22 protein-coding genes and 1 riboswitch are annotated in these 22078 nt (G+C 60.3%); of the genes, 12 read left to right on the top strand and 10 right to left on the bottom strand.

The window, feature by feature from the left end:
- The first annotated feature begins 1 nt into the window (after position 1).
- Positions 2 to 604, top strand: coding sequence for a 4'-phosphopantetheinyl transferase AcpT (gene acpT, locus ABLV54_RS13820; RefSeq protein WP_050534008.1), 603 nt, complete (start codon positions 2 to 4; stop codon positions 602 to 604).
- A gap of 85 nt (positions 605 to 689) precedes the next feature.
- Entirely contained in the window at positions 690 to 1739 is a 1050-nt protein-coding gene (locus ABLV54_RS13815; RefSeq protein ID WP_004202085.1) for an AI-2E family transporter, read from the top strand.
- On the opposite strand, the gene arnF is transcribed toward ABLV54_RS13815, so the two are convergent.
- From arnF to ABLV54_RS13775, 8 genes are all read right to left on the bottom strand, one after another.
- Complete coding sequence (arnF, locus tag ABLV54_RS13810; protein ID WP_050534009.1) at positions 1736 to 2116, bottom strand: 4-amino-4-deoxy-L-arabinose-phosphoundecaprenol flippase subunit ArnF; 381 nt, start codon at positions 2114 to 2116, stop codon at positions 1736 to 1738. The genes ABLV54_RS13815 and arnF overlap by 4 nt on opposite strands.
- Positions 2116 to 2454: a 4-amino-4-deoxy-L-arabinose-phosphoundecaprenol flippase subunit ArnE gene (gene arnE / locus ABLV54_RS13805; RefSeq protein WP_023291259.1), complete on the bottom strand. Its 339-nt coding sequence runs from the start codon at positions 2452 to 2454 to the stop codon at positions 2116 to 2118. The genes arnF and arnE overlap by 1 nt, the downstream gene beginning before the upstream one ends.
- Positions 2451 to 4106: a lipid IV(A) 4-amino-4-deoxy-L-arabinosyltransferase gene (arnT, locus tag ABLV54_RS13800; protein WP_050534010.1), complete on the bottom strand. Its 1656-nt coding sequence runs from the start codon at positions 4104 to 4106 to the stop codon at positions 2451 to 2453. The genes arnE and arnT overlap by 4 nt, the downstream gene beginning before the upstream one ends.
- Complete coding sequence (gene arnD, locus ABLV54_RS13795; protein ID WP_050534011.1) at positions 4106 to 5008, bottom strand: 4-deoxy-4-formamido-L-arabinose-phosphoundecaprenol deformylase; 903 nt, start codon at positions 5006 to 5008, stop codon at positions 4106 to 4108. Before arnD ends, arnT begins: the two co-directional genes overlap by 1 nt.
- Positions 5005 to 6990: a bifunctional UDP-4-amino-4-deoxy-L-arabinose formyltransferase/UDP-glucuronic acid oxidase ArnA gene (arnA, locus tag ABLV54_RS13790; protein ID WP_050534012.1), complete on the bottom strand. Its 1986-nt coding sequence runs from the start codon at positions 6988 to 6990 to the stop codon at positions 5005 to 5007. Before arnA ends, arnD begins: the two co-directional genes overlap by 4 nt.
- A complete protein-coding gene (gene arnC, locus ABLV54_RS13785) occupies positions 6987 to 7970 on the bottom strand; it encodes an undecaprenyl-phosphate 4-deoxy-4-formamido-L-arabinose transferase (RefSeq protein WP_048298531.1) in 984 nt (327 codons plus the stop codon). Before arnC ends, arnA begins: the two co-directional genes overlap by 4 nt.
- Position 7971: 1 nt before the next feature.
- On the bottom strand, positions 7972 to 9111 hold the full coding sequence (gene arnB / locus ABLV54_RS13780) for a UDP-4-amino-4-deoxy-L-arabinose aminotransferase (RefSeq protein WP_050534013.1): 1140 nt from the start codon (positions 9109 to 9111) through the stop codon (positions 7972 to 7974).
- A gap of 396 nt (positions 9112 to 9507) precedes the next feature.
- A complete protein-coding gene (locus ABLV54_RS13775; RefSeq protein WP_012540376.1) occupies positions 9508 to 10014 on the bottom strand; it encodes a phenolic acid decarboxylase in 507 nt (168 codons plus the stop codon).
- A gap of 97 nt (positions 10015 to 10111) precedes the next feature.
- Between ABLV54_RS13775 and ABLV54_RS13770 the strand changes: the two genes are divergently transcribed.
- The 8 genes from ABLV54_RS13770 to ABLV54_RS13735 all read left to right on the top strand — a co-directional run bounded on the left by ABLV54_RS13770 (position 10112) and on the right by ABLV54_RS13735 (position 17740).
- Positions 10112 to 10972, top strand: coding sequence for a LysR family transcriptional regulator (locus ABLV54_RS13770; protein ID WP_050534014.1), 861 nt, complete (start codon positions 10112 to 10114; stop codon positions 10970 to 10972).
- Between the two features lie 137 nt (positions 10973 to 11109).
- Positions 11110 to 12678: a nickel ABC transporter substrate-binding protein gene (gene nikA, locus ABLV54_RS13765; RefSeq protein WP_048335502.1), complete on the top strand. Its 1569-nt coding sequence runs from the start codon at positions 11110 to 11112 to the stop codon at positions 12676 to 12678.
- Positions 12678 to 13622 carry a nickel ABC transporter permease subunit NikB gene (nikB, locus tag ABLV54_RS13760; RefSeq protein WP_023291267.1) on the top strand — a complete coding sequence of 315 codons (945 nt, stop codon included), beginning with the start codon at positions 12678 to 12680 and terminating at the stop codon, positions 13620 to 13622. The genes nikA and nikB overlap by 1 nt, the downstream gene beginning before the upstream one ends.
- Complete coding sequence (gene nikC, locus ABLV54_RS13755; RefSeq protein WP_048298537.1) at positions 13619 to 14452, top strand: nickel ABC transporter permease subunit NikC; 834 nt, start codon at positions 13619 to 13621, stop codon at positions 14450 to 14452. The genes nikB and nikC overlap by 4 nt, the downstream gene beginning before the upstream one ends.
- Positions 14452 to 15216 carry a nickel import ATP-binding protein NikD gene (gene nikD, locus ABLV54_RS13750; RefSeq protein ID WP_044524994.1) on the top strand — a complete coding sequence of 255 codons (765 nt, stop codon included), beginning with the start codon at positions 14452 to 14454 and terminating at the stop codon, positions 15214 to 15216. Before nikC ends, nikD begins: the two co-directional genes overlap by 1 nt.
- Positions 15213 to 16004 (top strand): nickel import ATP-binding protein NikE, encoded by a 792-nt coding sequence (gene nikE, locus ABLV54_RS13745; RefSeq protein ID WP_050534015.1) that lies wholly within the window; start codon positions 15213 to 15215, stop codon positions 16002 to 16004. The genes nikD and nikE overlap by 4 nt, the downstream gene beginning before the upstream one ends.
- Positions 15992 to 16390 carry a nickel-responsive transcriptional regulator NikR gene (gene nikR, locus ABLV54_RS13740; protein WP_023291271.1) on the top strand — a complete coding sequence of 133 codons (399 nt, stop codon included), beginning with the start codon at positions 15992 to 15994 and terminating at the stop codon, positions 16388 to 16390. The genes nikE and nikR overlap by 13 nt, the downstream gene beginning before the upstream one ends.
- A gap of 98 nt (positions 16391 to 16488) precedes the next feature.
- Positions 16489 to 16670, top strand: a riboswitch (M-box (ykoK) riboswitch).
- Positions 16671 to 16726: 56 nt separating this feature from the next.
- On the top strand, positions 16727 to 17740 hold the full coding sequence (locus ABLV54_RS13735; protein ID WP_023291272.1) for a magnesium transporter: 1014 nt from the start codon (positions 16727 to 16729) through the stop codon (positions 17738 to 17740).
- A 37-nt stretch (positions 17741 to 17777) separates the two neighbouring features.
- Here the strand turns inward: ABLV54_RS13735 and ABLV54_RS13730 are convergent, their stop codons facing one another.
- On the bottom strand, positions 17778 to 18971 hold the full coding sequence (locus tag ABLV54_RS13730; protein ID WP_348814183.1) for an NAD(P)/FAD-dependent oxidoreductase: 1194 nt from the start codon (positions 18969 to 18971) through the stop codon (positions 17778 to 17780).
- Positions 18972 to 19200: 229 nt separating this feature from the next.
- Here ABLV54_RS13730 and pitA point away from each other — a divergent pair, with 229 nt between their 5' ends.
- Entirely contained in the window at positions 19201 to 20697 is a 1497-nt protein-coding gene (gene pitA / locus ABLV54_RS13725) for an inorganic phosphate transporter PitA (RefSeq protein WP_004204940.1), read from the top strand.
- 59 nt (positions 20698 to 20756) lie between these two features.
- Here pitA and uspB read toward each other — a convergent pair whose 3' ends face one another.
- A complete protein-coding gene (gene uspB / locus ABLV54_RS13720) occupies positions 20757 to 21092 on the bottom strand; it encodes a universal stress protein UspB (protein WP_002921203.1) in 336 nt (111 codons plus the stop codon).
- 382 nt (positions 21093 to 21474) lie between these two features.
- Here uspB and uspA point away from each other — a divergent pair, with 382 nt between their 5' ends.
- On the top strand, positions 21475 to 21912 hold the full coding sequence (gene uspA, locus ABLV54_RS13715) for a universal stress protein UspA (protein WP_004145166.1): 438 nt from the start codon (positions 21475 to 21477) through the stop codon (positions 21910 to 21912).
- The last annotated feature ends 166 nt before the right edge of the window (positions 21913 to 22078 follow it).

The following is a 22078-nucleotide window of genomic DNA, read 5'->3' as shown; positions in this document are numbered from 1 at the left end:
AATGTATCAGCTTTTTCTGGGTAAGATCTCCGCCCTTAGCGCCCTGCCGTTACCGCCTGCGTTGATGGCGCAGGCGCCGGACGGACCGCGACGAGCCAGCTGGCTTGCCGGCCGCGCGCTGCTGGCGCAGGCGGCTGCCCCGCTGACGGATATTCAGCTTGGCGAACAGGGCAAGCCTGCCTTCCCCGTCGCGCGCGGGCTGTGGTTTAACCTTAGCCACAGCGGCGACGATATTGCCCTGCTGCTCAGCGATAAAGGCGAGGTGGGTTGCGACATCGAAGTGATTCGCCCGCGCGAAGGCTGGCGCCGCCTGGCTAACGCCCTGTTCAGCGAAAGCGAGCACCAGGAACTGGCGCAGGCTTCGCCGGCGCTGCAGCTCACGGTCTTCTGGCGTATCTGGACGCGCAAAGAGGCGCTGGTGAAACAGCGCGGCGGCAGCGCCTGGCAGATGGCCTCCGTTGACAGCGCCTGTCACGGCCCGCTGTCGCTCAGCCAGATTCTGCACGATGGGTTAAGTATTGCGGTCTGTACGCCGACGCCGTTCACGCTGACGGACGCGCGCATTCAACATTTCAGCGGCGCGGTTAAAGCGATCAAAAGATGATGGCGGAAAAGCCGCTCGCCTTTCGGAATATTGGCAGCCAGCGAACCGCTACACTTATCAGGCGCGACTCACAAAAGGAATACCTATGTCCCCTCCGCAGGCTGATAAAGCCGGGCTCCATATTTTACTTAAGCTGGCGGCGCTGGTGATTATCCTCGCCGGGATCCACGCCGCCGCCGATATTCTGGTGCAGCTCCTGCTGGCGCTGTTTTTCGCTATCGTCCTCAACCCGCTGGTCACCTGGTTCATTCGCCGCGGGGTGCGGCGCCCGTTCGCCATTACGCTGGTGGTGACGGCAATGCTGGTCATGCTGACCGCGCTGCTTGGCGTGCTGGCGGCGTCGCTCAATGACTTTGTCGCCATGCTGCCCGATTTCAACCGCGCCCTGACGCGTAAGATCGTCCAGCTCCAGGAGTATCTCCCCTTTCTCAACCTGCATATCAATCCGGAGCGCATGCTGCGACGTATGGATTCAGAACGGCTGATGACCTGGGCCACGACGCTGATGACCCAGCTTTCCGGGGCGATGGCCAGCATTGTGCTGCTGGTGATGACGGTGATTTTTATGCTGTTTGAGGTTCGCCACCTGCCCTACAAACTGCGTTTTGCCCTCAATAACCCTCGCCTGCATATCGCCGGGCTGCACCGGGCGCTGAAAGGCGTCACCCACTATCTGGCGCTGAAAACGCTGATCAGCCTGTGGACCGGCCTGATTGTCTGGCTGGGGCTGCTGGCGATGGGGGTGCAGTTCGCGCTGATGTGGGGGGTGCTGGCGTTCCTGTTGAACTATGTGCCGAATATCGGATCCGCCATCTCCGCCATCCCGCCTATGCTGCAGGCGCTGCTGTTCAGCGGCATCTATGAGTGCCTGCTGGTCGGGGCGCTGTTTCTGGTGGTGCATATGGTGTTGGGCAACATGGTGGAGCCGCGCATGATGGGCCACCGGCTGGGGATGTCGACCCTGGTGGTGTTCCTGTCGCTGCTGGTCTGGGGCTGGCTGCTGGGGCCGGTGGGAATGCTGCTCTCGGTGCCGTTAACCAGCGTCTGTAAAATCTGGATGGAGACCACCGTCGGGGGCAGCAAGCTGGCGATCCTGCTCGGCCCGGGGCGCCCCAAAAGCCGGCTCCCCGGCTAGCGGCGTTTCACCGGCCAGAAGATGGTCAATACGCCGGCGACGATAACCGCCACGCCCAGCAGCGATTGCCAGTGGAACGGCTCATGCCAGCCGGGCAGCCAGATGGCGGCGGCCCAAACGAGGATATAGCTCAGGCTCAGCAGCGCATACGCTTTCGACAGCGGCAGACGGTGGAGGGCAAAGTACCAGCAGACCATCGACAGCAGGTAGCCCAGCAGGCCGAAAAACAGGCCGAAGGTGCCGGGCTGGAGATGCAACAGATGCTGGAGAAACGCCAGAATATCGGTCAGCGGCGGCAACACCACCATGGCGCTGCGCAGTAGCAGCTGCGCGCCGCTGACGAGGCCGACGCTGAATAATGCCCAGAGAAAGCCCATCAGACGCTGGTCCCCAGAATGACAATACCCACGACGATCAACCCGACGCCAAACCAATGGCGGGGAGCGACCGGCTCATGCCAGATGCCCCAGCCCGCGAGGGTGACCCAGACGAAGTTCAGACTCAGCATCGGATAGGCGATGCTCACCGGAATTGACTGCAGGACGCTCAGCCACAGCAGCATGCCGCAGCCGAGGCATAACAGCGCCATCCCCAGCCAGAAGAGTATATGACGACTCCGCCGTCCGCGACGGGACGGGCGGGTCGCCTGTTTCTGGCACAGCTGTCCGGCGCAGCTCAGCAGGCTGGCGAACACCAGACAGATCCAGACGCTCATTGCGGCAGATACTGAAGGAAAACGACCCGCCCCAGCTCGTAAGCGTTATCGGGTTTCGGTAACGGTAAGTCGAGCATACTCTCTCCTTTATCCATCAACAGCACCAGCGAGACCGGCCCCTGCTGACGATGCGCGGCCAGCCAGTCGGCAAACCCGGCCTGGCTGACAAAGCTTCCCTGAGCGTCCGGCCAGTCGAGACCGTACTTCAGCTCACCTTGTTTGTCGAACATAATAATATCGCTTCGCTTCAGCTCCCAGGCCAGGCCGCCGGCGATCCCGACGTTGTTGGTCAGGACGTAGCGGCTGGGCTGCAGGGATTCGCTGACGATATCCACGAGGAACTGCGGCTGTTTGCTGTCGATAACCCGGTCCGGGATGGCGAAGCCCACCAGCAGCGCCAGGCCGAGCGGGCAAAGCGCCGCCAGGCTCCAGCGGCGGCCAGCGTCTTTCATCGCCAGCCAGCCCATCAGCGCCCAGACGGCGAAGGCGATCGCCGCCAGCAGACATTTATACAGCTCAATCTTGGTCCACACCGGCTTGTGCATCACGCCCCAGGGCGAGACCACCAGCACGGCGATCAGCCCCAGCAGGCCGACGCACAGGTTGATCATCCCGTTGACCCGTAACGCTTTCGCGCCGGTCTTCGCCGCCTCCAGCGCATAGCGCGCCATCAGGATCGACAGCGGCGCAAAGCACGGCAGGATATAGGTCGGCAGTTTGCCTTTGGCGATACTGAAAAACAGGAGCGGCATCGCCACCCAGCCTAACAGATACAGCGCGCCGCGGGCCTCATCGCGCTCAAGCCAACCGCGCTTCAGCGCCCCCGGCAGCAGGGCCAGCCACGGCAGGCTGCCGGCGATCAGGAACGGGATGTAGTACCAGAACGGCGCTTTGTGCTGGGCGTCTTTTTCGGCGAAACGCTGAATATGCTCGACCCAGAAGAAGTAGCGCCAGAAGTCCGGCTCGCGCTGGGCGATAGCCAGCCCCCAGGGCAGTACCACCAGCGTACAGACGACCACCGCCAGCCAACCGTAGGTCAGCACTTCACGCCAGCGTCGACGGGCGATCACCCACGGCAGAACGCCCACCACCGGCACCGCCAGCGCAAGGAAGCCTTTGGTCATCACCCCCATACCGCAGGCGACGCCCAGCAGCGCGTAACCCAGTATTTTGCCGCTGCGGCTCTGCGCCTGCGTCGCGCCCCAGAAACTGCACATCGCCAGCGCCAGCCACAGGGTGATCATCGGGTCCAGCACCGCATAGGTGCCAATCGCATACACCAACATCGCGGTGAGAAAAATCACCGGCGACAGGACGGCTACCTTTTTGTCGCGAAAGACGCGCCACGCCAGCCAGGCCACCAGCACGGCGGTCATGGTGATGGCGAAGACCGACCCAAAGCGTACGCCGAAGTTATTATGGCCAAACAGCCACTGACCGATACTGTTGATCCAGTAACCGGCAATCGGCTTTTCGAAATAGCGCAATCCGAGAAAATGCGGCACCACCCAGTCGCCGGTGGCCAGCATTTCACGGCTGATCTCCGCGTAGCGGGTTTCATCGGGTTGCCAGAGCAAACGGAAATTAAGCGGCAGCAGGTAATACAGCGCAAACAGCGCAATCAGAGAGACGCCATAGCGAATGCTTTTCATCAAATACCCGAAGTCAGTAATTGTTCACGTCCGAGCCAGCCTTCCCGGCCAGCCAGTTCACCCCGAACCACTTTGCCAGACGGCAGCTCGCTAAAGTCAGCGGGCAACAGCTGGCTCAGTGGGCAAAACTGAATTTCTTCTTCCGCCGCCATGGTCAGCAGTTCATTGAACTGATCCGCGTAGGCAATGCCTTCCACTTCGGCGTGAATGGTATAGACCGGCACGCCCGGGTCGCGATGGATGCAGTCGAGGAGATAGCGGTTAAAGCCGGCGATATCCACCGCCGTGCCCACCGCCTCGTCCCAGGTCGGTAGCGTGACCGGGATCTGCACCGTACCGGAGACGCCGCTGCCGAGCTGGGGCAGAAACGGCCGCGTGCCGCGACAGTCGCTGTTGTAGAGGAAATCGAAGGATTCTTTGGCTTTTACCACTCGCTGATCGGCGCGCCAGCCGGCGACAGCCGAGCAGGTGACCGGCCGGCCGATAATGCGTTCGAGCTCCAGCAGGCCGCGCTCAACCTCCAGCGTCAGCCGTTCCTGCGGCCAGACGCCGCTCCACGCCTGCCAGCTGTAGTGGTCCCAGGCGTGCAGGCCCACTTCATGAGACTCGGCGGCGGCGCGGATCACCGCTTCGTTCCCCGCGCCGATGCGGCGTCCCGGCCACGCGGTGCCGGCCAGCAGAATATCCCAGCCGTACAGCGAGGCCGCTCTGGAGCGCAGCATCTTCCACAGAAACTTCGGTTTTACCAGGCGCCACAGGTGGCGCCCCATATTGTCCGGCCCGACGCTGAAGAAGAAGCTTGCCTGGATCCCGTGCTGACCCAGCAGGTCCAGCAGCCGCGGAACGCCGTCCCGCGTGCCGCGAAAGGTATCGACATCTATGCGTAAGCCGACCTGTTTCATGGATGTTTAGCGTCCACCAGTTCAACCGTGCGCAGGAAGAAGTCCAGCGTATGCTCAACGGTCTCTTCCATCTCCACCTTCGGCTCCCAGTTCAGGCAGCGTTTGGCGTTGCGGATGCTCGGTTTGCGATGCTCAACGTCCTGATAGCCCTTGCCGTAGTAGTCGCTGCTTTCCACTTCGCGGAAGCCGGCAAACGGCGGGAAGCGATCGCGCAGCGGATGGCGTTCGAAGCAGGCCAGCAGCATCTCCGCCAGCTCTTTGATGCTTGCTTCGTTATCCGGGTTACCGATGTTGATGATCTGCCCGTCGCAGCGGCCGTCTTTGTTCTCGATGATGCGGAACAGCGCTTCGATACCATCGCTGATGTCGGTGAAGCAGCGCTTCTGCTTACCGCCTTCGATGAGCTTGATCGGCGACCCTTCCACCAGGTTGAGGATCAGCTGGGTGATGGCGCGGGAGCTGCCGATACGCGCGGCGTTGAGGTTATCCAGACGCGGCCCCATCCAGTTGAACGGACGGAACAGAGTGAACTTCAGGCCATTCTTATCGCCGTAGGCCCAGATCACGCGGTCCAGCAGCTGCTTGGAGATCGAGTAGATCCAGCGCTGTTTGTTGATCGGCCCGACCACCAGATTGGAAGTGTCTTCGTCGAAGTTTTTATCTGTGCACATGCCGTACACTTCCGAGGTCGACGGGAAGATGATGCGCTTATTATATTTCACGCAGTCGCGGATGATCTTCAGGTTCTCTTCGAAATCCAGCTCGAAGACGCGCAGCGGGTTGCGGGTGTACTCGATAGGGGTGGCGATGGCCACCAGCGGCAGCACCACGTCGCATTTCTTAATGTGATATTCGATCCACTCGGAGTGAATGCTGATATCGCCTTCCACAAAGTGGAAACGCGGGCAGTCGAGGAAACGGCTGATGGCGTCGGAGCCGATATCCAGGCCGTAAATCTCATAGTTGTCGTCCTGCAGCAGGCGTTCGGTCAGATGGTTACCGATAAAGCCATTGACGCCGAGGATCAGCACCCGGGTGCGACGCTTAACCGCCACCACCGGTTTGCTGCTGATCACCGCCCCGGACACCAGGCCCAGCCCCTGCGCCAGCTGGGCGCCCTGCATGTACACCCCGCGTTCGGTCTGGCCGGTGACAATCTCCAGCGCCCCCTCCTGGCACGCCACGATCAGCGGCGCAACGGAGATAACGGTACCCGGTTTGGCTGCCGGCAGATCATGACGGACGCGGGATTTCCAGACGATAAACTTGTTCGCGCCGGCGTAGCCGAAGGCGCCCGGCCACGGATCGGAGACCGCACGCACCAGATTGTGCAGGGTCTGCGCCGGCTGCTCCCAGTCGAGGCGGCCATCTTCCGGGGTACGACGCCCCACATAGGTCGCCTGGCTGTGATCCTGCGGACGTTCATCGGTGGTTCCGGCGAGGATCGCCGGCAGCGCCTGGCCCAGCAGCCCGGTGGCGGCGGCGCACAGCTTGCGGTGCAGCGTCAGGGCGGCGTCATCCGGGCCAATCGCCACGGCCTGCTGGGCGACGATATCCCCCGCGTCGGCGCGGTTCACCATCCGGTGCAGGGTGACGCCGGTTTCGCTTTCGCCATTGACCAGCACCCAGTTCAGCGGCGCGCGGCCGCGATATTTCGGCAGCAGCGAACCGTGCAGGTTAAACGCCCCTTTCGGCGCGAGACGGAGGATCTCATCGCCCAGCAGATTGCGGTAGTAGAAGGAGAACAGCACGTCCGGCTTCATCTCGCGGATACGCTCAATCCACAGCGGATGGTTCACGTCTTCCGGCGCCCACACCGGAATGCCCTGCTCGGCAGCAAGGCGCGCCACGGAGCCAAAGAAATGGTTTTCGCCAGGGTTATCCGGGTGGGTGAAAATAGCAGCGATATCATACCCGGCGTCCAGCAGAGCCTGGATACCGGTGCAGCCCATATCGTGATAAGCGAAGACTACGGCTTTCATGAACGATCTTCCTCTTTAGATGCCGTTTCCGGCTGGCGAACAACACGTTGAATAAAGTAGCGGGGACGCGCGCGCACGTCGTTATAGATGCGTCCGATATACTCCCCGAGCAGGCCCATACCGATAAACTGGGCGCCGATGAACATAAACAGCACGGCGAAGAGCATAAACACCCCTTCCGCCGCCCACTGCGGGCCGAAGGCCAGACGCAGCACCACCAGCAGCAGGCCGAAGGCGAAGCCCAGCAGGGCTATCACGCTGCCGAAAATGCTGAGCAGACGCAGCGGCGTGGTGGTCAGACAGGTCACCAGGTCGTACATCAGGTTGATCAGGCGCATAAAGCTGTATTTGGAGTCGCCGAATTCACGCTCGGCGTGCATCACCGGGATCTCCACCGCGCGACGGGCGAAGGTATTCGCCAGAATCGGGATAAAGGTGCTGCGCTCGTGGCAGTTGAGCATCGCGTCGATAATGTGGCGACGGTAGGCGCGCAGCATGCAGCCGTAGTCGCCCATCGCTTTGCCGGTGGTGCGCTGGATCAGGCGGTTGATCATCTTCGAGGCGGTTTTGCGGAAGATGCTGTCCTGACGGTTCTGACGGACGGTGCCCACCACGTCGTAACCTTCATCCGCCTTCGCCACCAGCCGCGGGATCTCTTCCGGCGGGTTTTGCAGGTCGGCATCAAGGGTAATAATCAGATCGCCCGTCACATGGCTGAAGCCGGCCATGATCGCCGAGTGCTGGCCGTAGTTACGGTTTAACAGCACGGCGACGACGTGACTGCCTTCCGCCTCGGCGGCTTCGGTGAGCATGCGCGCGGAATCGTCGCTGCTGCCATCGTCGATCAGCAGAATTTCATATTGCCGCCCCAGCGTGGCGCAGGCGGTTTCCGTACGACGAAGCAGCTCCGGCAGGCTATCCTGTTCGTTAAAAACCGGGATAACCACCGAGACCTTCTTCACGGGAGGGTAAGTAAGCATATCAACGTCCTGACAGCTGGCGCAGTGCGGAAATGACGCGAGTGACATCGTCATCGGTCATGTCCGGGAACAACGGGAGAGAACAGATGCGGGCGCTGTTCCATTCAGTATTCGGCAGGGAAACCTCAGGGAAGCGCTCGCGGTAATATTTTTGCGTATGGGCCGCACGGAAGTGCAGACCGGTGCCGATACCCATCGCCTTCAGCTTTTCCATCAACGCGTCGCGGCTGATGCCGCACGCAGCCTCATCGACGCGGATGATAAACAGATGCCAGGCGTGCTGGTGATCCCAGGCCGGGACGCTCAGGGGCGTAAACGGCGTGTCCGCCAGTTCGCGCAGATAGCGCTGGGCAATTTCCGCCCGCCGCTGGTTGGCGTGAGGCAGTTTTTCCAGCTGGACCAGCGCCAGCGCGGCGTTGATGTCGGCAAGGTTGTATTTAAAGCCCGGAGCGATCACCTCCGCCTGCGGCGCGCGGCCGTGGGTCTGGCGGTCATAGGCGTCCACGCCGAGGCCATGGAATTTCAGGCTACGGATGCGGGAGGCCAGCTCGTCGTCGTCGGTGACAACCAGCCCGCCTTCAGCGCAGGTCATATTTTTGATCGCGTGGAACGAGAAAATCGCGGTCCCCTGCCAGCCTACGTGGCGGCCTTTATAGTGGGTCCCCGCCGCATGGGCGGCGTCTTCGATCACCGGGATGCCATGGCGCTCGCCCACCGCGCGAATGGCGTCGATATCGGCTGGCGCCCCCGCGTAGTGCACAGGAATAATCGCTTTGGTCCGCGAGGTGATCGCCGCTGCCACCGCCTCAGGGGTGATCATCAGATTGTCGTTATCGACATCGATCATCACCGGCGTGGCGCCCAGCAGGCAGATCATATTGAGGGTGGAGACCCAGGTCTGGGACGGCGTAATGACTTCATCGCCGGGGCCAATACCCAGCGCCATCAGGGTCACGTGCATCCCGCCGGTCGCTGAACTGACGGCAATCGCGTGGCGGTTGCCGGTCAACTGGCAGAATGCCGCTTCAAGTGCCTGATTCTTCGGCCCGGTGGTGATCCAGCCCGACGCTAAAACTTCACGCAGCGCTGCCAGCTCTGCGTCGCCCATCGACGGGCGCGAAAAAGGCAAAAAATCGCTCATCATCATCCTGTTCTGTAGATGACCCACGCACAAATCAGGGTCGTTAGAATAAAATATCCTGCGCCTGTGGACTTAAACGAAATTAAAATGAAGTGAGTTCAGCGCGGCATTCCATTTCAGGGTATTTCGACCACTATTAATGTAGTTGACCTTGCTTAGGATAATATTAAGAAATTAATCTTTTCTCAGCATAGCCAAATAAATCATTAAGAAACAGTATGATAGGTTTTATTTATGGCAGAATTTTGACAAAAAAACGTTCCTGTCTGGAAAAGCAAACAGGAACGCTATCGCGGAAAGTAAACGGGGGTTAAACCAGATAACAATTAATGACGCTGTCTTTGTCACGCTTGATGACAAAAAGTTAGCGCAGATCACAAAGTTATTTCTGCTTAATTACAAATTTGCAGGAAAATCCGCAGGCAATTCACTCGCAGGGCAATTAATTACTTCATCATTATCTGCGCCACAGTCGCGAATGAAGGTGATGGTGGCGAACTCGTCAATCACTTCTGTCGGGTAGGCCGGGCCGGCATCGCGGTAAGAATTCATCAGCGGAATGTGATCGTTCTGGAAGCAGACGGTTTTTTCCGGGTTATTCATGATCCAGCGCGGGAAGAAGATGGTGCCGTGGAACAGTTTATCGCCCAGGTTGACGATCAGGCTCACGTCGGTACCGGTCGGTTCGGTCCAGGAGATTTTGTAGATACTTTCCCCCACCCGCACGATGTACGCTTCCTGATCTTTCACCCAGCGATTGCCGACGATGCCGCTGTGAATACGGTAGTCGAGGGTGTGGCCGTTTTTGACGTAAATTTCGTAGTTCCAGCCGTTGTCGTAGGTGTAGACCAGATGTTTACCGATAAAGCCGCTGAGGTCATGTTTGTCGAAAGTGCTCATCATTTATTCTCCTCTGTGTTGTTGAGGACAGCATACGTCTTTAAAAATTGAATGAATAACGCTATGTTTGGATTAAATACATCCAAATTTTAGATTGATTATGCACAAGACAACCCTGGAGCAGTGGGCATTACTTGAAAAGGTAGTGGAACTCGGGAGCTTTGCCAGAGCGGCGGAGGAGACCAACCGCAGTCAGTCTTCGGTGAGCTATAACCTCGCGCTGCTGCAGGAGCGCTTAGGGGTGGCGCTGCTGGCGCCGTCCGGTCGGCGGGCGGTGCTGACCCCGGCCGGCGAACTGCTGCTGAATCAGGTCAAACCGTTGCTGCAGGCCTTCGCCTACGTTGAGACGCATGCTGCCACTCTGCGCAACGGGGCGCGCACCCGTCTGGACCTGGTGGTCGACAGCATTTTCCCGCGCCAGCGGCTGTTCGCCATTTTGCGCCAGTTTCAGCAGCGTTATCCGCAGACTCAGGTCAGACTCACCGAAGTGCTGGAAAATATTGATGACGAGGGCGCGGCGCGAACGGAAGCCGATGTCATGGTTCTGACCCGCCGCCAGGATATTACCGGCCGCGGAGAGTGGCTGATGAATATTGATTTTATCGCCGTCGCCCACCGCGACCATCCTCTCGCCGCCCTCGACGGTCCGCTGGAGGATAGCGCGCTGGCGCCATGGCCGCTGGTGCGCATTGCCGACCAGACCGGCGATGGCCAGGCGACGCGTGACGCCTGGACCTTCTCCACCATTGACGCGGCCATTGATGCGGTGATGTATCAGGTCGGCTTCGGCTGGCTGCCGGAAGAGCGCATTCGTTCCCATCTCGATCAGGGCGTGCTGAAGCGGCTGCCCCTCAGCCACGGCGCGCGCCGCGCGACGCCGCTGCATCTGATCGTCAAGCGGGATCTGGCGCCGATCGACGAACAGGTGGCCACGCTGCTGGGGTTGTTCCGGGCGCCCTGAGGGGTAAGGCGGCGCCTGCCCCTGCGCATAATCATACGGATTACTTATACTTTCCGGCGCAATATTGATCCAGGTTACTCCGAAAGTATGATGAATCACTAAAATCGTCATACTTTCCTGTCGCTGAGAACGCCGTCTTGTCTATTTTCCGCCTCACTCTGCTGGCGCTGGTCGCCTGCGCCCCTCTGCTGGCTCAGGCCGCGCAGCACTCGCTTACTACCGCCTGGCCGGTGAACGTCGGCCCGCTGAATCCGCATCTCTATACGCCCAACCAGATGTTTGCCCAAAGCATGGTCTATGAACCGCTGGTGAAGTATCAGGCTGACGGCAGCGTGCAGCCCTGGCTGGCGACCCGCTGGCGCCACTCCGCCGATGGTAAAACCTGGTGGTTTACCCTGCGCGAGGATGTGACCTTCTCCAACGGCGAACCCTTTAACGCCCAGGCCGCGGCGGCTAATTTCCAGGCGGTGCTCGCCAACCGCCAACGCCACGCCTGGCTTGAGCTCGCCAATCAGATAACCGACGTGCGGGCGCTCAGCGCCAGCGAGCTGCAGCTCACCCTGAAAAGCGCCTACGCCCCCTTACTCCAAGAGCTGGCCCTGCCGCGCCCGTTCCGCTTTATCGCCCCCTCGCAGTTTATCGATGGCGGCACCGCCAACGGCATCAAAGCCCCGATCGGCACCGGGCCGTGGCGACTGGCGAGCTCGCAGCTCAATCAGCGCGACGTGCTGGTACGCAACGAACGCTACTGGGGTAATAAACCCGCGCTACAGCAAATCACCATCAAAGTGATCCCCGACGCCACCAGCCGCGCGGTGGCGTTCGAAACCGGGGAAATCGACATGCTCTACGGCGACGAGGGGCTGCTGCCGCTGGATACCTTCGAACGCTTTCGTCATCACCCCGGCTACGCGGCTCGTCTCTCCGCCCCGGCGGAGACGGTGATGCTGGCGCTGAACGCCAGCCAGGGCCCGACCCGCGAGCAGGCGGTGCGCGAGGCGCTCAACTACGCCGTCGACAAGCAGACCCTCGTCGATAGCGTGCTCTACGGCACCCAGCAGGTTGCCGACACCCTGTTTGCCCCCTCTGTCCCCTACGCCCCGCAGGATCTGACGCCGCGCCGTTACGACCCGGCAAAAGCCCGCGCCCTGCTGGCGCAGGCCGGCTGGCAGCAGCCGGAAGGCCAGCCCTGGCGACAAAAAGCCGGGCAACCGCTGGCGATTGAGCTGGCGTTTATCGGCACCGACGCGCTGGCTAAATCGATGGCCGAAATTATTCAGGCCAATCTGCGGGAGGTCGGCGTCCGCGTCACCCTGGTGGGCGAGGAGGAGAGCAGCATCTATGCGCGCCAGCGCGAAGGCCGGTTCGGCATGATCTTCAATCGCACCTGGGGCGCCCCCTACGATCCGCATGCCTTTTTAAGCTCGATGCGCGTGCCCTCCCATGCCGATTATCAGGCCCAGCGCGGCCTGCCCGACAAGGGGCTGATTGATAAAGAGATTAGCGAGGTGCTGACCACCAGCGACGAGGCGCAGCGGAAACGGCTGTACCACGATGTGCTGAGCCGCCTGCATCAGGACGCGGTGTACCTGCCCATCAGCTATGTCTCGCTGATGTCGGTTGCGCGCCAGGAGGTCGGGGAGATCCCGTTCGCGCCGGTGAGCACCGAGATCCCTTTCGACCAGATTAAACCGGTAACGCCATAATGCTACGCTATATTTTACGCCGCCTGCTGCTGCTGATCCCGCTGCTGCTCGCCGCCTCCGCCATCATCTTTCTGCTGCTGCGGCTCGGCACCGGCGACCCGGCGCTGGATTATTTACGCCTGTCGAACCTGCCGCCCACTGAAGAGATGGTCGCCTCAACCCGAGAACTGCTGGGGCTCAACCAGCCGCTGGCGATGCAGTATCTGCACTGGCTGTGGCGGGCGCTGCACCTGGACTTTGGCCTCTCCTATGCCACCCGGCGACCGGTGCTGGATGACCTGCTGCACTTCCTGCCGGCCACTCTGCTGCTCACCGGCGCGGCGCTGGCGCTGATCCTCGTCACCTCGCTGCCGCTGGGGATCTGGGCGGCGCGCCATCGCGATCGCCTGCCGGACTTTGCTGTGCGGCTGATTGCCTTCCTCGGCGTGTCGATGCCGAACTTCTGGCTGGCCTTTCTGCTGGTGATGCTTTTTTCCGTGCATCTGCAGTGGCTTCCGGCGATGGGGTACGGCGACTGGCAGCACCTGATATTGCCCGCCGTCTCCATCGCCTTTATGTCGCTGGCGATCAACGCCCGCCTGCTGCGCGCCAGCATGCTGGAGGTCTCCAGTCAGCGTCACGTGGTGTGGGCGCGGCTGCGCGGCTTGAGCGCGCGCCAGGTGGAGCGGCGGCATATCCTGCGCAACGCCACCCTGCCGGTGGTGACCGCCATGGGCATGCACATTGGCGAGCTGATCGGCGGCACCATGATTATCGAAAATATCTTTGCCTGGCCGGGGGTCGGCCGCTACGCGGTTTCCGCGATCTTCAATCGCGATTACCCGGTGATTCAGTGCTTTACGCTGATGATGGTCACGGTGTTCGTGCTGGCTAACCTGGCGGTGGATGTGCTCAACGCGGCGCTCGACCCGCGCCTGCGCCGCCATGAGGAGGTAAGCGTATGAGATGGCTGCGAAACTTCCGCTGGCCGGTGAAACTGGCCCTGCTGGTTATTGCGCTGCTGGCGGTCATCGCCATCGGCAGCGGCTGGTGGCTCCCCTCGGATCCGGCGGCGATTAACCTGCAGCAGCGACTGCTGCCGCCAGGGGCAGCGCACTGGCTGGGGACCGATCATCTAGGACGGGATATTTTCTCGCGCCTGCTGGCCGCCACCCGCGTCTCGCTGGGGGCGGTAATGGCCTGCCTGCTGCTGGTGCTGCTGATCGGTCTGGCGGTTGGCGGCAGCGCCGGGCTGCTGGGCGGCCGCGCTGACCGCGGCCTGATGCGCCTCGCCGAACTGTTTATGACCTTTCCAACCTCGATCCTGTCGTTCTTTATGGTGGGGGTGCTCGGCACCGGGCTGACCAACGTGATCCTCGCCATTGCGCTATCGCACTGGGCCTGGTACGCCAGAATGGTGCGTAATCTGGTGGTCTCCCTGCGCCAGCGCGAATTTATCCTCGCCGCCCGCCTGAGCGGCGCCAGCCAGTGGCGGCTGTTCAGCGACCATCTGGCAGGGGCGGTGATCCCCTCGCTGCTGGTGCTCGCCTCACTGGATATCGGCCATATGATGCTTCACGTGGCCGGTATGTCGTTCCTTGGCCTCGGCGTCAGCGCGCCGACGGCGGAATGGGGGGTGATGATCAACGACGCCCGGCAGTATATCTGGACCCAGCCGCTGCAGATGGTCTGGCCGGGGCTGGCGCTGTTCATCAGCGTGATGGCCTTTAACCTGCTGGGCGACGCGCTGCGCGATCGCCTCGATCCTCACCTGATCGCGGAGCATAGCCACTGATGCCGCAAAAGATCCAACTGCAACAGATCGCCCTTGCCGCCGACCGCCCGCTGGTCAGCGACGTCTCTCTTACCCTGCGCCGCGGCAAGGTGCTGGCGCTGCTCGGCAGCAGCGGCAGCGGGAAATCGCTTACCTGCGCCGCCGCGCTGGGCCTGCTGCCGCCCGGCGTCAGCCAGACCGCCGGCCGGGTGTTGCTTGACGGCATGCCGGTGCACGGCGAACAGCTGCGCGGCGCGACTATCGCCACCATCATGCAGAACCCACGCAGCGCCTTTAATCCGCTGCATACCATGGCCGCCCACGCTCGGGAAACTTGCCGGGCGGCGGGCCGCGAAGCGAATGACGCCGCCCTGCTGGCGGTGATGGAAGAGGTGGGTCTGGATAATCCGCGCTCGCTGCTCAGCCGCTATCCCTTCGAGATGAGCGGCGGCATGCTGCAGCGGATGATGATCGCCCTCGCCCTGCTCAGCCGCGCGCCCTTTATCATCGCCGACGAGCCGACCACCGACCTCGATGCCATCGCCCAGGCGCGGATCCTCGATCTGCTGGCGGATATCGTCGCCAGCCGCGGTCTGGGGCTGCTGCTGGTAACGCATGACATGGGCGTTGTGGCGCGGCTGGCGGATGACGTGATGGTCATGGAGAACGGTCGCCTCGTTGAACAGTGCGATGTAAACACGCTGTTCAGCGCCCCACAGCACCCGCTGAGCCAGCGCCTGCTGGCGGCGCATCTGGCGCTGTACGGACTGGAGAAAACAGCATGAATTTACTCAGCGTCAACGGGGTGAGCCACAATTACCCCCACCACGGCAGGGTCCTGCACGAGATCCAACTCGCCATCGCCCCCGGCGAAACGGTGGCCCTGCTCGGGCGCAGCGGCTGCGGCAAGAGCACCCTGGCGCGGATGCTGGTGGGCCTGGAAACGCCGCAGCACGGCGATATTGTCTGGCGCGGCACACCGCTGACCGCCCTGAAGGGCGAGGCCGTCGGCGCCTTCCGCCGTGATATTCAGCTGGTGTTTCAGGACGCCTTCAGCGCGGTGAATCCGCGCAAAACGGTGCGCGAGATCGTCAGCGAGCCGCTGCGCCATCTGTTCCGCTTGTCGCGCGAGGAACGCGCACGGCGGGTGGAAGAGATGCTGCACGCGGTCGACCTTTCCACGACGCTGCTCGATAAACGCCCGGCACAGCTCAGCGGCGGACAGCTGCAGCGCGTCTGCCTGGCTCGCGCCCTGGCGGTGCGGCCGCAGCTGTTGATCCTGGATGAAGCGGTCTCGAATCTCGATCTGCTGCTGCAGGCGGAGATTATCGCCCTGCTGAAGCGCCTGCAGGCCCGGTTTGGCACCGCCTGCCTGTTCATTACCCACGACCTGCGGCTGGTGGAGCGCTTTTGCCAGCGGGTGCTGGTGATGGAGCACGGACGCATCGTCGAAACCGCAACGGTCAGTCTACCGCTGCGCCTGCGCTCCCCTGCCGGACAGACGCTCCAGCAGGCGGTGCTGCCACCTTTTCCTGCCACTCTGCTCAACGAGGCCATGCCATGCAGCGCGTAACCCTGACCCTTGATGATGACCTGCTGGCCGCTCTCGATGCGCTCAGCGCCCGCCGCGGCTACCACAACCGTTCGGAGGCGGTACGCGATATTCTGCGCGACGCCCTCAACCAGGATCCCGCGCCGTCGGAGCCGCGGCGCGGTTATGCCGTCCTGTCATATGTCTACGAGCATGAAAAACGCGAACTGGCGAGCCGGCTGGTGGCCACCCAGCATCATCATCACGATCTCTCCGTCGCCACGCTGCATGTGCATATCAGCCATGACGACTGCCTGGAGATTGCGGTGCTGAAGGGAGACATGGCCGAGGTGCAGCATTTTGCCGACGACGTGATTGCCCAGCGCGGTGTGCGCCATGGGCATTTGCAGTGTTTAGCGGATGATTAACTATTTGAAAATGAGTGGGTGGTTTATCAACAGTTGATAAACCACCTAAACTATACGCTTTGTGAATTATCCCTCTTCGCCAATAATGGCGCCTCATTTAACGATCTCGTTATGGCGAGGCTCCTGCATAAATACAAGTTACCGCCCTGTTGGTATCGAGAGAGACCACTCAGGGAAATACAGGCTTCCATCGAATCAAGGTGTTGCCAAGGTAACTTCTGGCGGTCATGACCGTACAGATACGTTATGCAGTGCTAAAACCAGGACGTAGGGATCTGCCTGCGCTAACCCTGTCTTGTTCGCCCCTATGAGTGATTTTTTATAGGGATTTTAATCATGTCTTCCATTCAACTCTGCGCCGCCCATCAGGCGACCTCTGGCTTCGACGGCGATGCCATCGCCCAGTACATGCGTACCGACTTTATTACGCTGCAGGAACATCTCAGCGTCCATGAGGCGCGGGAGCACTTTATCTCACAGCTCACCAGCGATGATATTCCCGGCCAGGTGTTTGTGGTCGCCGGCAAGAAGCTGCGCGGCAGCCTGTCGGTCAAAAAGCTACTGCAGGAAGGGGATGTCGGGCAGTCTATCCGCTACCTGATGGACAGCTGCCTGTTCCGCGTCAAACCTGACGATGAACGCCCGCAGGTGATAGCCGAGCTCAACGAGCGCGGCCTCGACCTGGTTCCCGTCGTCGATAAAGGCGAGCTGGTCGGCTGCCTGATGGAAAAGGAGATCGCCCATCTGCTGGAGGATGACGTCACCGAGGACGCCCAGCTGCAGGGGGCGACCCTGCCGCTGGAAAAACCGTATCTGGACATCAGCCCCTGGACGCTGTGGAAGAAACGCTCGGTGTGGCTGCTGCTGCTGTTCGTGGCCGAAGCCTACACCAGCAGCGTGCTGCAGCATTTTGAAGAGGCGCTGGAATCGGCCATCGCGCTGGCCTTCTTTATTCCGCTGCTCATCGGTACCGGCGGCAACAGCGGAACGCAGATCACCTCGACGCTGGTGCGCTCGATGGCGCTGGGAGAAGTACGGCTGCGAGATATGGGGCGGGTGATCCGCAAAGAGGTATCGACCTCGTTTCTGATTGCCTTAACGCTGGGGCTGGCGGGCTGCCTGCGCGCCTGGATGATGGGCATCGGCATGGAAATCACGCTGATCGTCAGCCTGACGCTGGTATGCATTACCCTGTGGAGCGCGATTGTCTCGTCGGTCATCCCGATGGTGCTTAAACGGATCGGCATCGACCCGGCGGTGGTTTCCGCGCCGTTTATCGCCACGCTGATCGATGGCACCGGACTGATCATCTATTTCAAAATCGCCCAGTATTTTCTTGGGTTGAACTAACCTACACGCCCGGGCGCCGAATGCCCGGGCCCTTAGTTTAAGCGTCCACCAGCGCCTGCGCGCAGGCCCAGGCGCTTGACCACGCCCACTGGAAGTTATACCCGCCGAGCCAGCCGGTGACGTCCATCACTTCGCCGATAAAGTAGAGGCCCGGCGCCTTGCGCGCCTCCATAGTACGCGACGAGAGCTCATTGGTGTCCACGCCGCCGAGGGTCACCTCCGCCGTCCGGTAGCCTTCGGTGCCGTTCGGCTGCACGCGCCAGGCGGTCAGCGTCTCCACCAGCGCCTGCTGGTCGCGAACGTTCAGCTGCTTCAGCGCGACATCAGGAATTTGCCCCAGCTGCTGCAGGCACTCCACCAGCCGCTTCGGCAACTGCATCGCGAGGGTGTTTTTCAGGCTCTGGTTGGGATGCGCGCCGCGCTGCTCGTTAAGGAAGTCTTCAAGATTGCAGTCCGGCAGCAGATTCACGGTGACGAACTCGCCGGGCTGCCAGTAGCTGGAAATTTGCAGCACCGCCGGTCCGGAAAGGCCGCGATGGGTGAACAACAGATTTTCGCGGAACAGGGTGCCGTTCTCGGCGGTGATGGTCGACGGCACCGAGACGCCGGAGAGAACCTGCAGCTGCTCAAGCAGCGGCTTGTGCAGGGTAAACGGCACCAGACCCGCACGGGTCGGCAGCACCTTCAGGCCGAACTGTTCGGCGATTTTATAGCCGAACGGCGAGGCGCCAAGGCCCGGCATCGACAAGCCGCCGGAGGCGATCACCAGCTTTTTGGTCGCCAGCGTTTCGCCGTTCACCTGGAGCCGGTAGCCTTGCTCGTCGTGCTCGACGCTGAGGATTTCGCTGCGCAGGCGGATCTGCACACCGCCCTTTTCGCATTCCGCCAGCAACAGATTGACGATCTGTTCCGCCGAATCATCGCAAAACAGCTGACCGAGGGTTTTCTCATGCCAGGCGATGCCATATTTGCCGACCAGCTCGATAAAGTCCCACTGGGTGTAGCGCGCCAGGGCAGATTTGCAAAAATGCGGGTTTTGGCTCAAATAGGCCGCCGGCTCAACATACATATTGGTAAAGTTGCAGCGACCGCCGCCGGACATCAGAATTTTTCGCCCCGGCTTTTTGCCGTTGTCGAGCAGCAGAACGCGACAGCCGAGCTGCCCCGCCTGCGCTGCGCAAAACATTCCCGCCGCTCCGGCGCCAACGACAATGGCATCAAACCTTTCCACAGCGCATTCCTCGTTCCCCAATTGTCGGGTTTTGTAAATATTTCACTCTGGTCACACCAGCGGGAAAAATCCCGCATTAGATACATCATTGAAAGATATAGGATTACTCCCAACAGGGTAAAACCTAAACAGGAAGAAAATCAAAAAAAGTCTATATTTCACTTTGCCCGCGCCGCTAAAGTCACTGATAATGCGCCGCGTTCATGTCCTCAAAATGGCGTAACGTCCTATGCTACATTTATTTGCCGGTCTGGATTTACATACCGGACTATTATTATTGCTTGCTTTAGCTTTTGTACTGTTTTACGAAGCGATTAACGGTTTCCATGATACCGCAAACGCGGTGGCTACGGTTATCTACACTCGCGCTATGCGCTCACAGCTCGCTGTGGCGATGGCGGCGCTCTTCAACTTCTTCGGCGTTCTGCTGGGGGGTCTCAGCGTAGCCTATGCCATCGTGCATATGCTGCCGACCGATCTGCTGCTTAACATGGGTTCCGCACATGGCCTCGCCATGGTGTTCTCTATGCTGCTGGCGGCGATCATCTGGAACCTCGGCACCTGGTACTTCGGTCTGCCGGCATCCAGTTCCCATACGCTGATCGGCGCTATCATCGGGATCGGTCTCACCAATGCCTTAATGACCGGTACGTCGGTCGTTGACGCGCTGAATATCCCGAAAGTCATCGGCATTTTTGGATCGCTGATTATCTCGCCTATCGTCGGCCTGGTGATCGCGGGCGGCCTGATTTTCCTGCTGCGTCGCTACTGGAGCGGCACCAAGAAACGGGCGCGTATCCACCTGACCCCAGCGGAGCGTGAAAAGAAAGACGGCAAGAAAAAGCCGCCGTTCTGGACCCGTATCGCCCTGATCCTGTCCGCTATCGGCGTGTCGTTCTCTCACGGCGCTAACGATGGACAGAAAGGCATTGGTCTGGTGATGCTGGTCCTGATCGGCGTCGCCCCGGCGGGCTTCGTGGTGAATATGAACGCCTCCGGTTACGAAATCACCCGTACCCGCGATGCGGTCAACAACGTGGAAACCTTCTTCCAGCAGCGCCCTGACCTGCTGAAGAAAGCCACCGGCGTTGACCAGCTGGTTCCCTCTCCGGACACCAATACCGCGGCCAACGGCGAGTTTCATTGTCATCCGGCGAACACCATCAACGCCCTTGACCGCGTGAAGACCATGCTGACCGGCGTTGAGAACTACGAGTCGCTAAAACCGGAACAGCGCGGCCAGCTGCGTCGCATCATGCTCTGCATCTCCGACACTACCGACAAAGTGGCGAAACTGCCGGACGTGAGCGCTGACGACCAGCGTCTGCTGAAGAAACTGAAAACCGATATGCTGAGCACCATCGAGTACGCGCCAATCTGGATTATCATGGCGGTCGCGCTGGCGCTGGGTATTGGCACCATGATCGGCTGGCGCCGCGTGGCGACCACTATCGGTGAGAAGATTGGTAAGAAGGGCATGACCTACGCCCAGGGGATGTCGGCGCAGATGACCGCGGCGGTCTCTATCGGTCTGGCGAGCTACACCGGGATGCCGGTCTCCACCACCCACGTACTCTCCTCCTCGGTAGCGGGGACGATGCTGGTGGATGGCGGTGGTCTGCAGAAAAAGACGGTGACGAGCATTCTGATGGCCTGGGTACTGACCCTGCCGGCAGCGATTATCCTTTCAGGCGTCCTTTACTGGCTCTCCCTGAAGCTGATTTAAGCGCTATTCGTTCAAAACGGGCCAGCTTGCTGGCCCGTTTTTTTATCCCGAAGATGCCGTCAGTGCCAGATCATCAACGCAATCAGGCTCACCACCACCAGGCCGCACAGGGCGCTGGTCAGAATAAACTGGCGACGAACACGTTCGCAGCGACGAATAAATTCATCGTCATGATGGTCACGGTAGCGCTGGGCATAGATATACCACACCAGGCGCATCTGTTTGCTGGGCTGCCCGTGCGAGGTAAAAAAGCCGCCGCCATCGACGTACTGATAGAGCAAGGGATCGCAACCACGTAGCACAACCAATAATGCACGCAACGATGAGAAGTAGCGTGCCATATTCACCACACAAACGACACACAGGGCCCAAAACAGCGCAATAGTGCTGATCATACCTCCTCCCCGGCGACCCGCCCACGGAGAAACCCTCCGCGGCTACCGCTCCCCAAATAACCGACGACAATACCGTAAAGAGTGCGATTCCGATCACATTTATTTTTCCGACCGGCTCATTAAATAGTGTAGGAGATCCATTAATTTTTTTACCACAAGGTTATTCGTTATCAATACGTAAGACGGATAAATTTGTTTAACTTTTAGGTGAACCCAGTGCATTGACGGAGTGCGGGGGGCGCTATAAGGTAAGAAATATCTTCTACAATGAAGTCCTTAAAGGCTACCCTCCCGCGAATGTAGCACGCAGGACGCGGGCGAAACGGCAGCGCCAGCTGTCAGGTCCAATGGTCATCGACAAACTTATGGAAGGAGTAACACTATGGCTTACAAACATATTCTGATTGCAGTAGACCTGTCCCCGGAGAGTAAAGTACTGGTTGAAAAAGCCGTTTCTATGGCCCGCCCGTATAACGCGAAAGTCTCCCTGATCCATGTGGATGTGAATTACTCCGACCTCTACACCGGGCTGATTGACGTGAACCTCGGCGACATGCAAAAACGCATCTCCGAAGAGACCCATCACGCGCTGACCGAGCTCTCGACCAACGCCGGCTACCCGATCACCGAGACCCTGAGCGGCAGCGGCGACCTGGGCCAGGTGCTGGTCGATGCGATTAAAAAATATGATATGGACCTGGTGGTCTGCGGCCACCATCAGGACTTCTGGAGCAAGCTGATGTCCTCTGCCCGTCAGCTGATCAACACCGTCCATGTCGACATGCTGATTGTCCCGCTACGCGACGAAGAAGACGAATAACCGTCCCGTTGTGTCATGCCAGACGCCCGCCGCTGCGGGCGTTTTTATTTTCGCTTCCGCCTCGCCAGACAATAGAGCTTAACTCCATAAAAAAGCCATTCAATTAGTGTGATCAACCAGTTATTCACTAAAACATCTATATAATAATCTATTCAATAAGCCAATA

The organism is Klebsiella sp. JB_Kp042 (assembly GCF_040065275.1).
GTDB lineage: Bacteria > Pseudomonadota > Gammaproteobacteria > Enterobacterales > Enterobacteriaceae > Klebsiella > Klebsiella quasipneumoniae.
The sequence above is the reverse complement of the archived record's forward strand: the minus strand, read 5'-3'. Positions and strand labels throughout refer to the sequence as shown.

What these genes read in the sequence shown, in the direction of transcription:
- acpT (WP_050534008.1), top strand. Translation starts at nt 2, where the DNA reads ATGTATCAGCTTTTTCTGGGTAAGATCTCCGCCCTTAGCGCCCTGCCG.
- ABLV54_RS13815 (WP_004202085.1), top strand. Translation starts at nt 690, where the DNA reads ATGTCCCCTCCGCAGGCTGATAAAGCCGGGCTCCATATTTTACTTAAG.
- arnF (WP_050534009.1), bottom strand. Translation starts at nt 2,116, where the DNA reads ATGGGCTTTCTCTGGGCATTATTCAGCGTCGGCCTCGTCAGCGGCGCG.
- arnE (WP_023291259.1), bottom strand. Translation starts at nt 2,454, where the DNA reads ATGAGCGTCTGGATCTGTCTGGTGTTCGCCAGCCTGCTGAGCTGCGCC.
- arnT (WP_050534010.1), bottom strand. Translation starts at nt 4,106, where the DNA reads ATGAAAAGCATTCGCTATGGCGTCTCTCTGATTGCGCTGTTTGCGCTG.
- arnD (WP_050534011.1), bottom strand. Translation starts at nt 5,008, where the DNA reads ATGAAACAGGTCGGCTTACGCATAGATGTCGATACCTTTCGCGGCACG.
- arnA (WP_050534012.1), bottom strand. Translation starts at nt 6,990, where the DNA reads ATGAAAGCCGTAGTCTTCGCTTATCACGATATGGGCTGCACCGGTATC.
- arnC (WP_048298531.1), bottom strand. Translation starts at nt 7,970, where the DNA reads ATGCTTACTTACCCTCCCGTGAAGAAGGTCTCGGTGGTTATCCCGGTT.
- arnB (WP_050534013.1), bottom strand. Translation starts at nt 9,111, where the DNA reads ATGAGCGATTTTTTGCCTTTTTCGCGCCCGTCGATGGGCGACGCAGAG.
- ABLV54_RS13775 (WP_012540376.1), bottom strand. Translation starts at nt 10,014, where the DNA reads ATGATGAGCACTTTCGACAAACATGACCTCAGCGGCTTTATCGGTAAA.
- ABLV54_RS13770 (WP_050534014.1), top strand. Translation starts at nt 10,112, where the DNA reads ATGCACAAGACAACCCTGGAGCAGTGGGCATTACTTGAAAAGGTAGTG.
- nikB (WP_023291267.1), top strand. Translation starts at nt 12,678, where the DNA reads ATGCTACGCTATATTTTACGCCGCCTGCTGCTGCTGATCCCGCTGCTG.
- nikC (WP_048298537.1), top strand. Translation starts at nt 13,619, where the DNA reads ATGAGATGGCTGCGAAACTTCCGCTGGCCGGTGAAACTGGCCCTGCTG.
- nikD (WP_044524994.1), top strand. Translation starts at nt 14,452, where the DNA reads ATGCCGCAAAAGATCCAACTGCAACAGATCGCCCTTGCCGCCGACCGC.
- nikE (WP_050534015.1), top strand. Translation starts at nt 15,213, where the DNA reads ATGAATTTACTCAGCGTCAACGGGGTGAGCCACAATTACCCCCACCAC.
- nikR (WP_023291271.1), top strand. Translation starts at nt 15,992, where the DNA reads ATGCAGCGCGTAACCCTGACCCTTGATGATGACCTGCTGGCCGCTCTC.
- ABLV54_RS13735 (WP_023291272.1), top strand. Translation starts at nt 16,727, where the DNA reads ATGTCTTCCATTCAACTCTGCGCCGCCCATCAGGCGACCTCTGGCTTC.
- pitA (WP_004204940.1), top strand. Translation starts at nt 19,201, where the DNA reads ATGCTACATTTATTTGCCGGTCTGGATTTACATACCGGACTATTATTA.
- uspB (WP_002921203.1), bottom strand. Translation starts at nt 21,092, where the DNA reads ATGATCAGCACTATTGCGCTGTTTTGGGCCCTGTGTGTCGTTTGTGTG.
- uspA (WP_004145166.1), top strand. Translation starts at nt 21,475, where the DNA reads ATGGCTTACAAACATATTCTGATTGCAGTAGACCTGTCCCCGGAGAGT.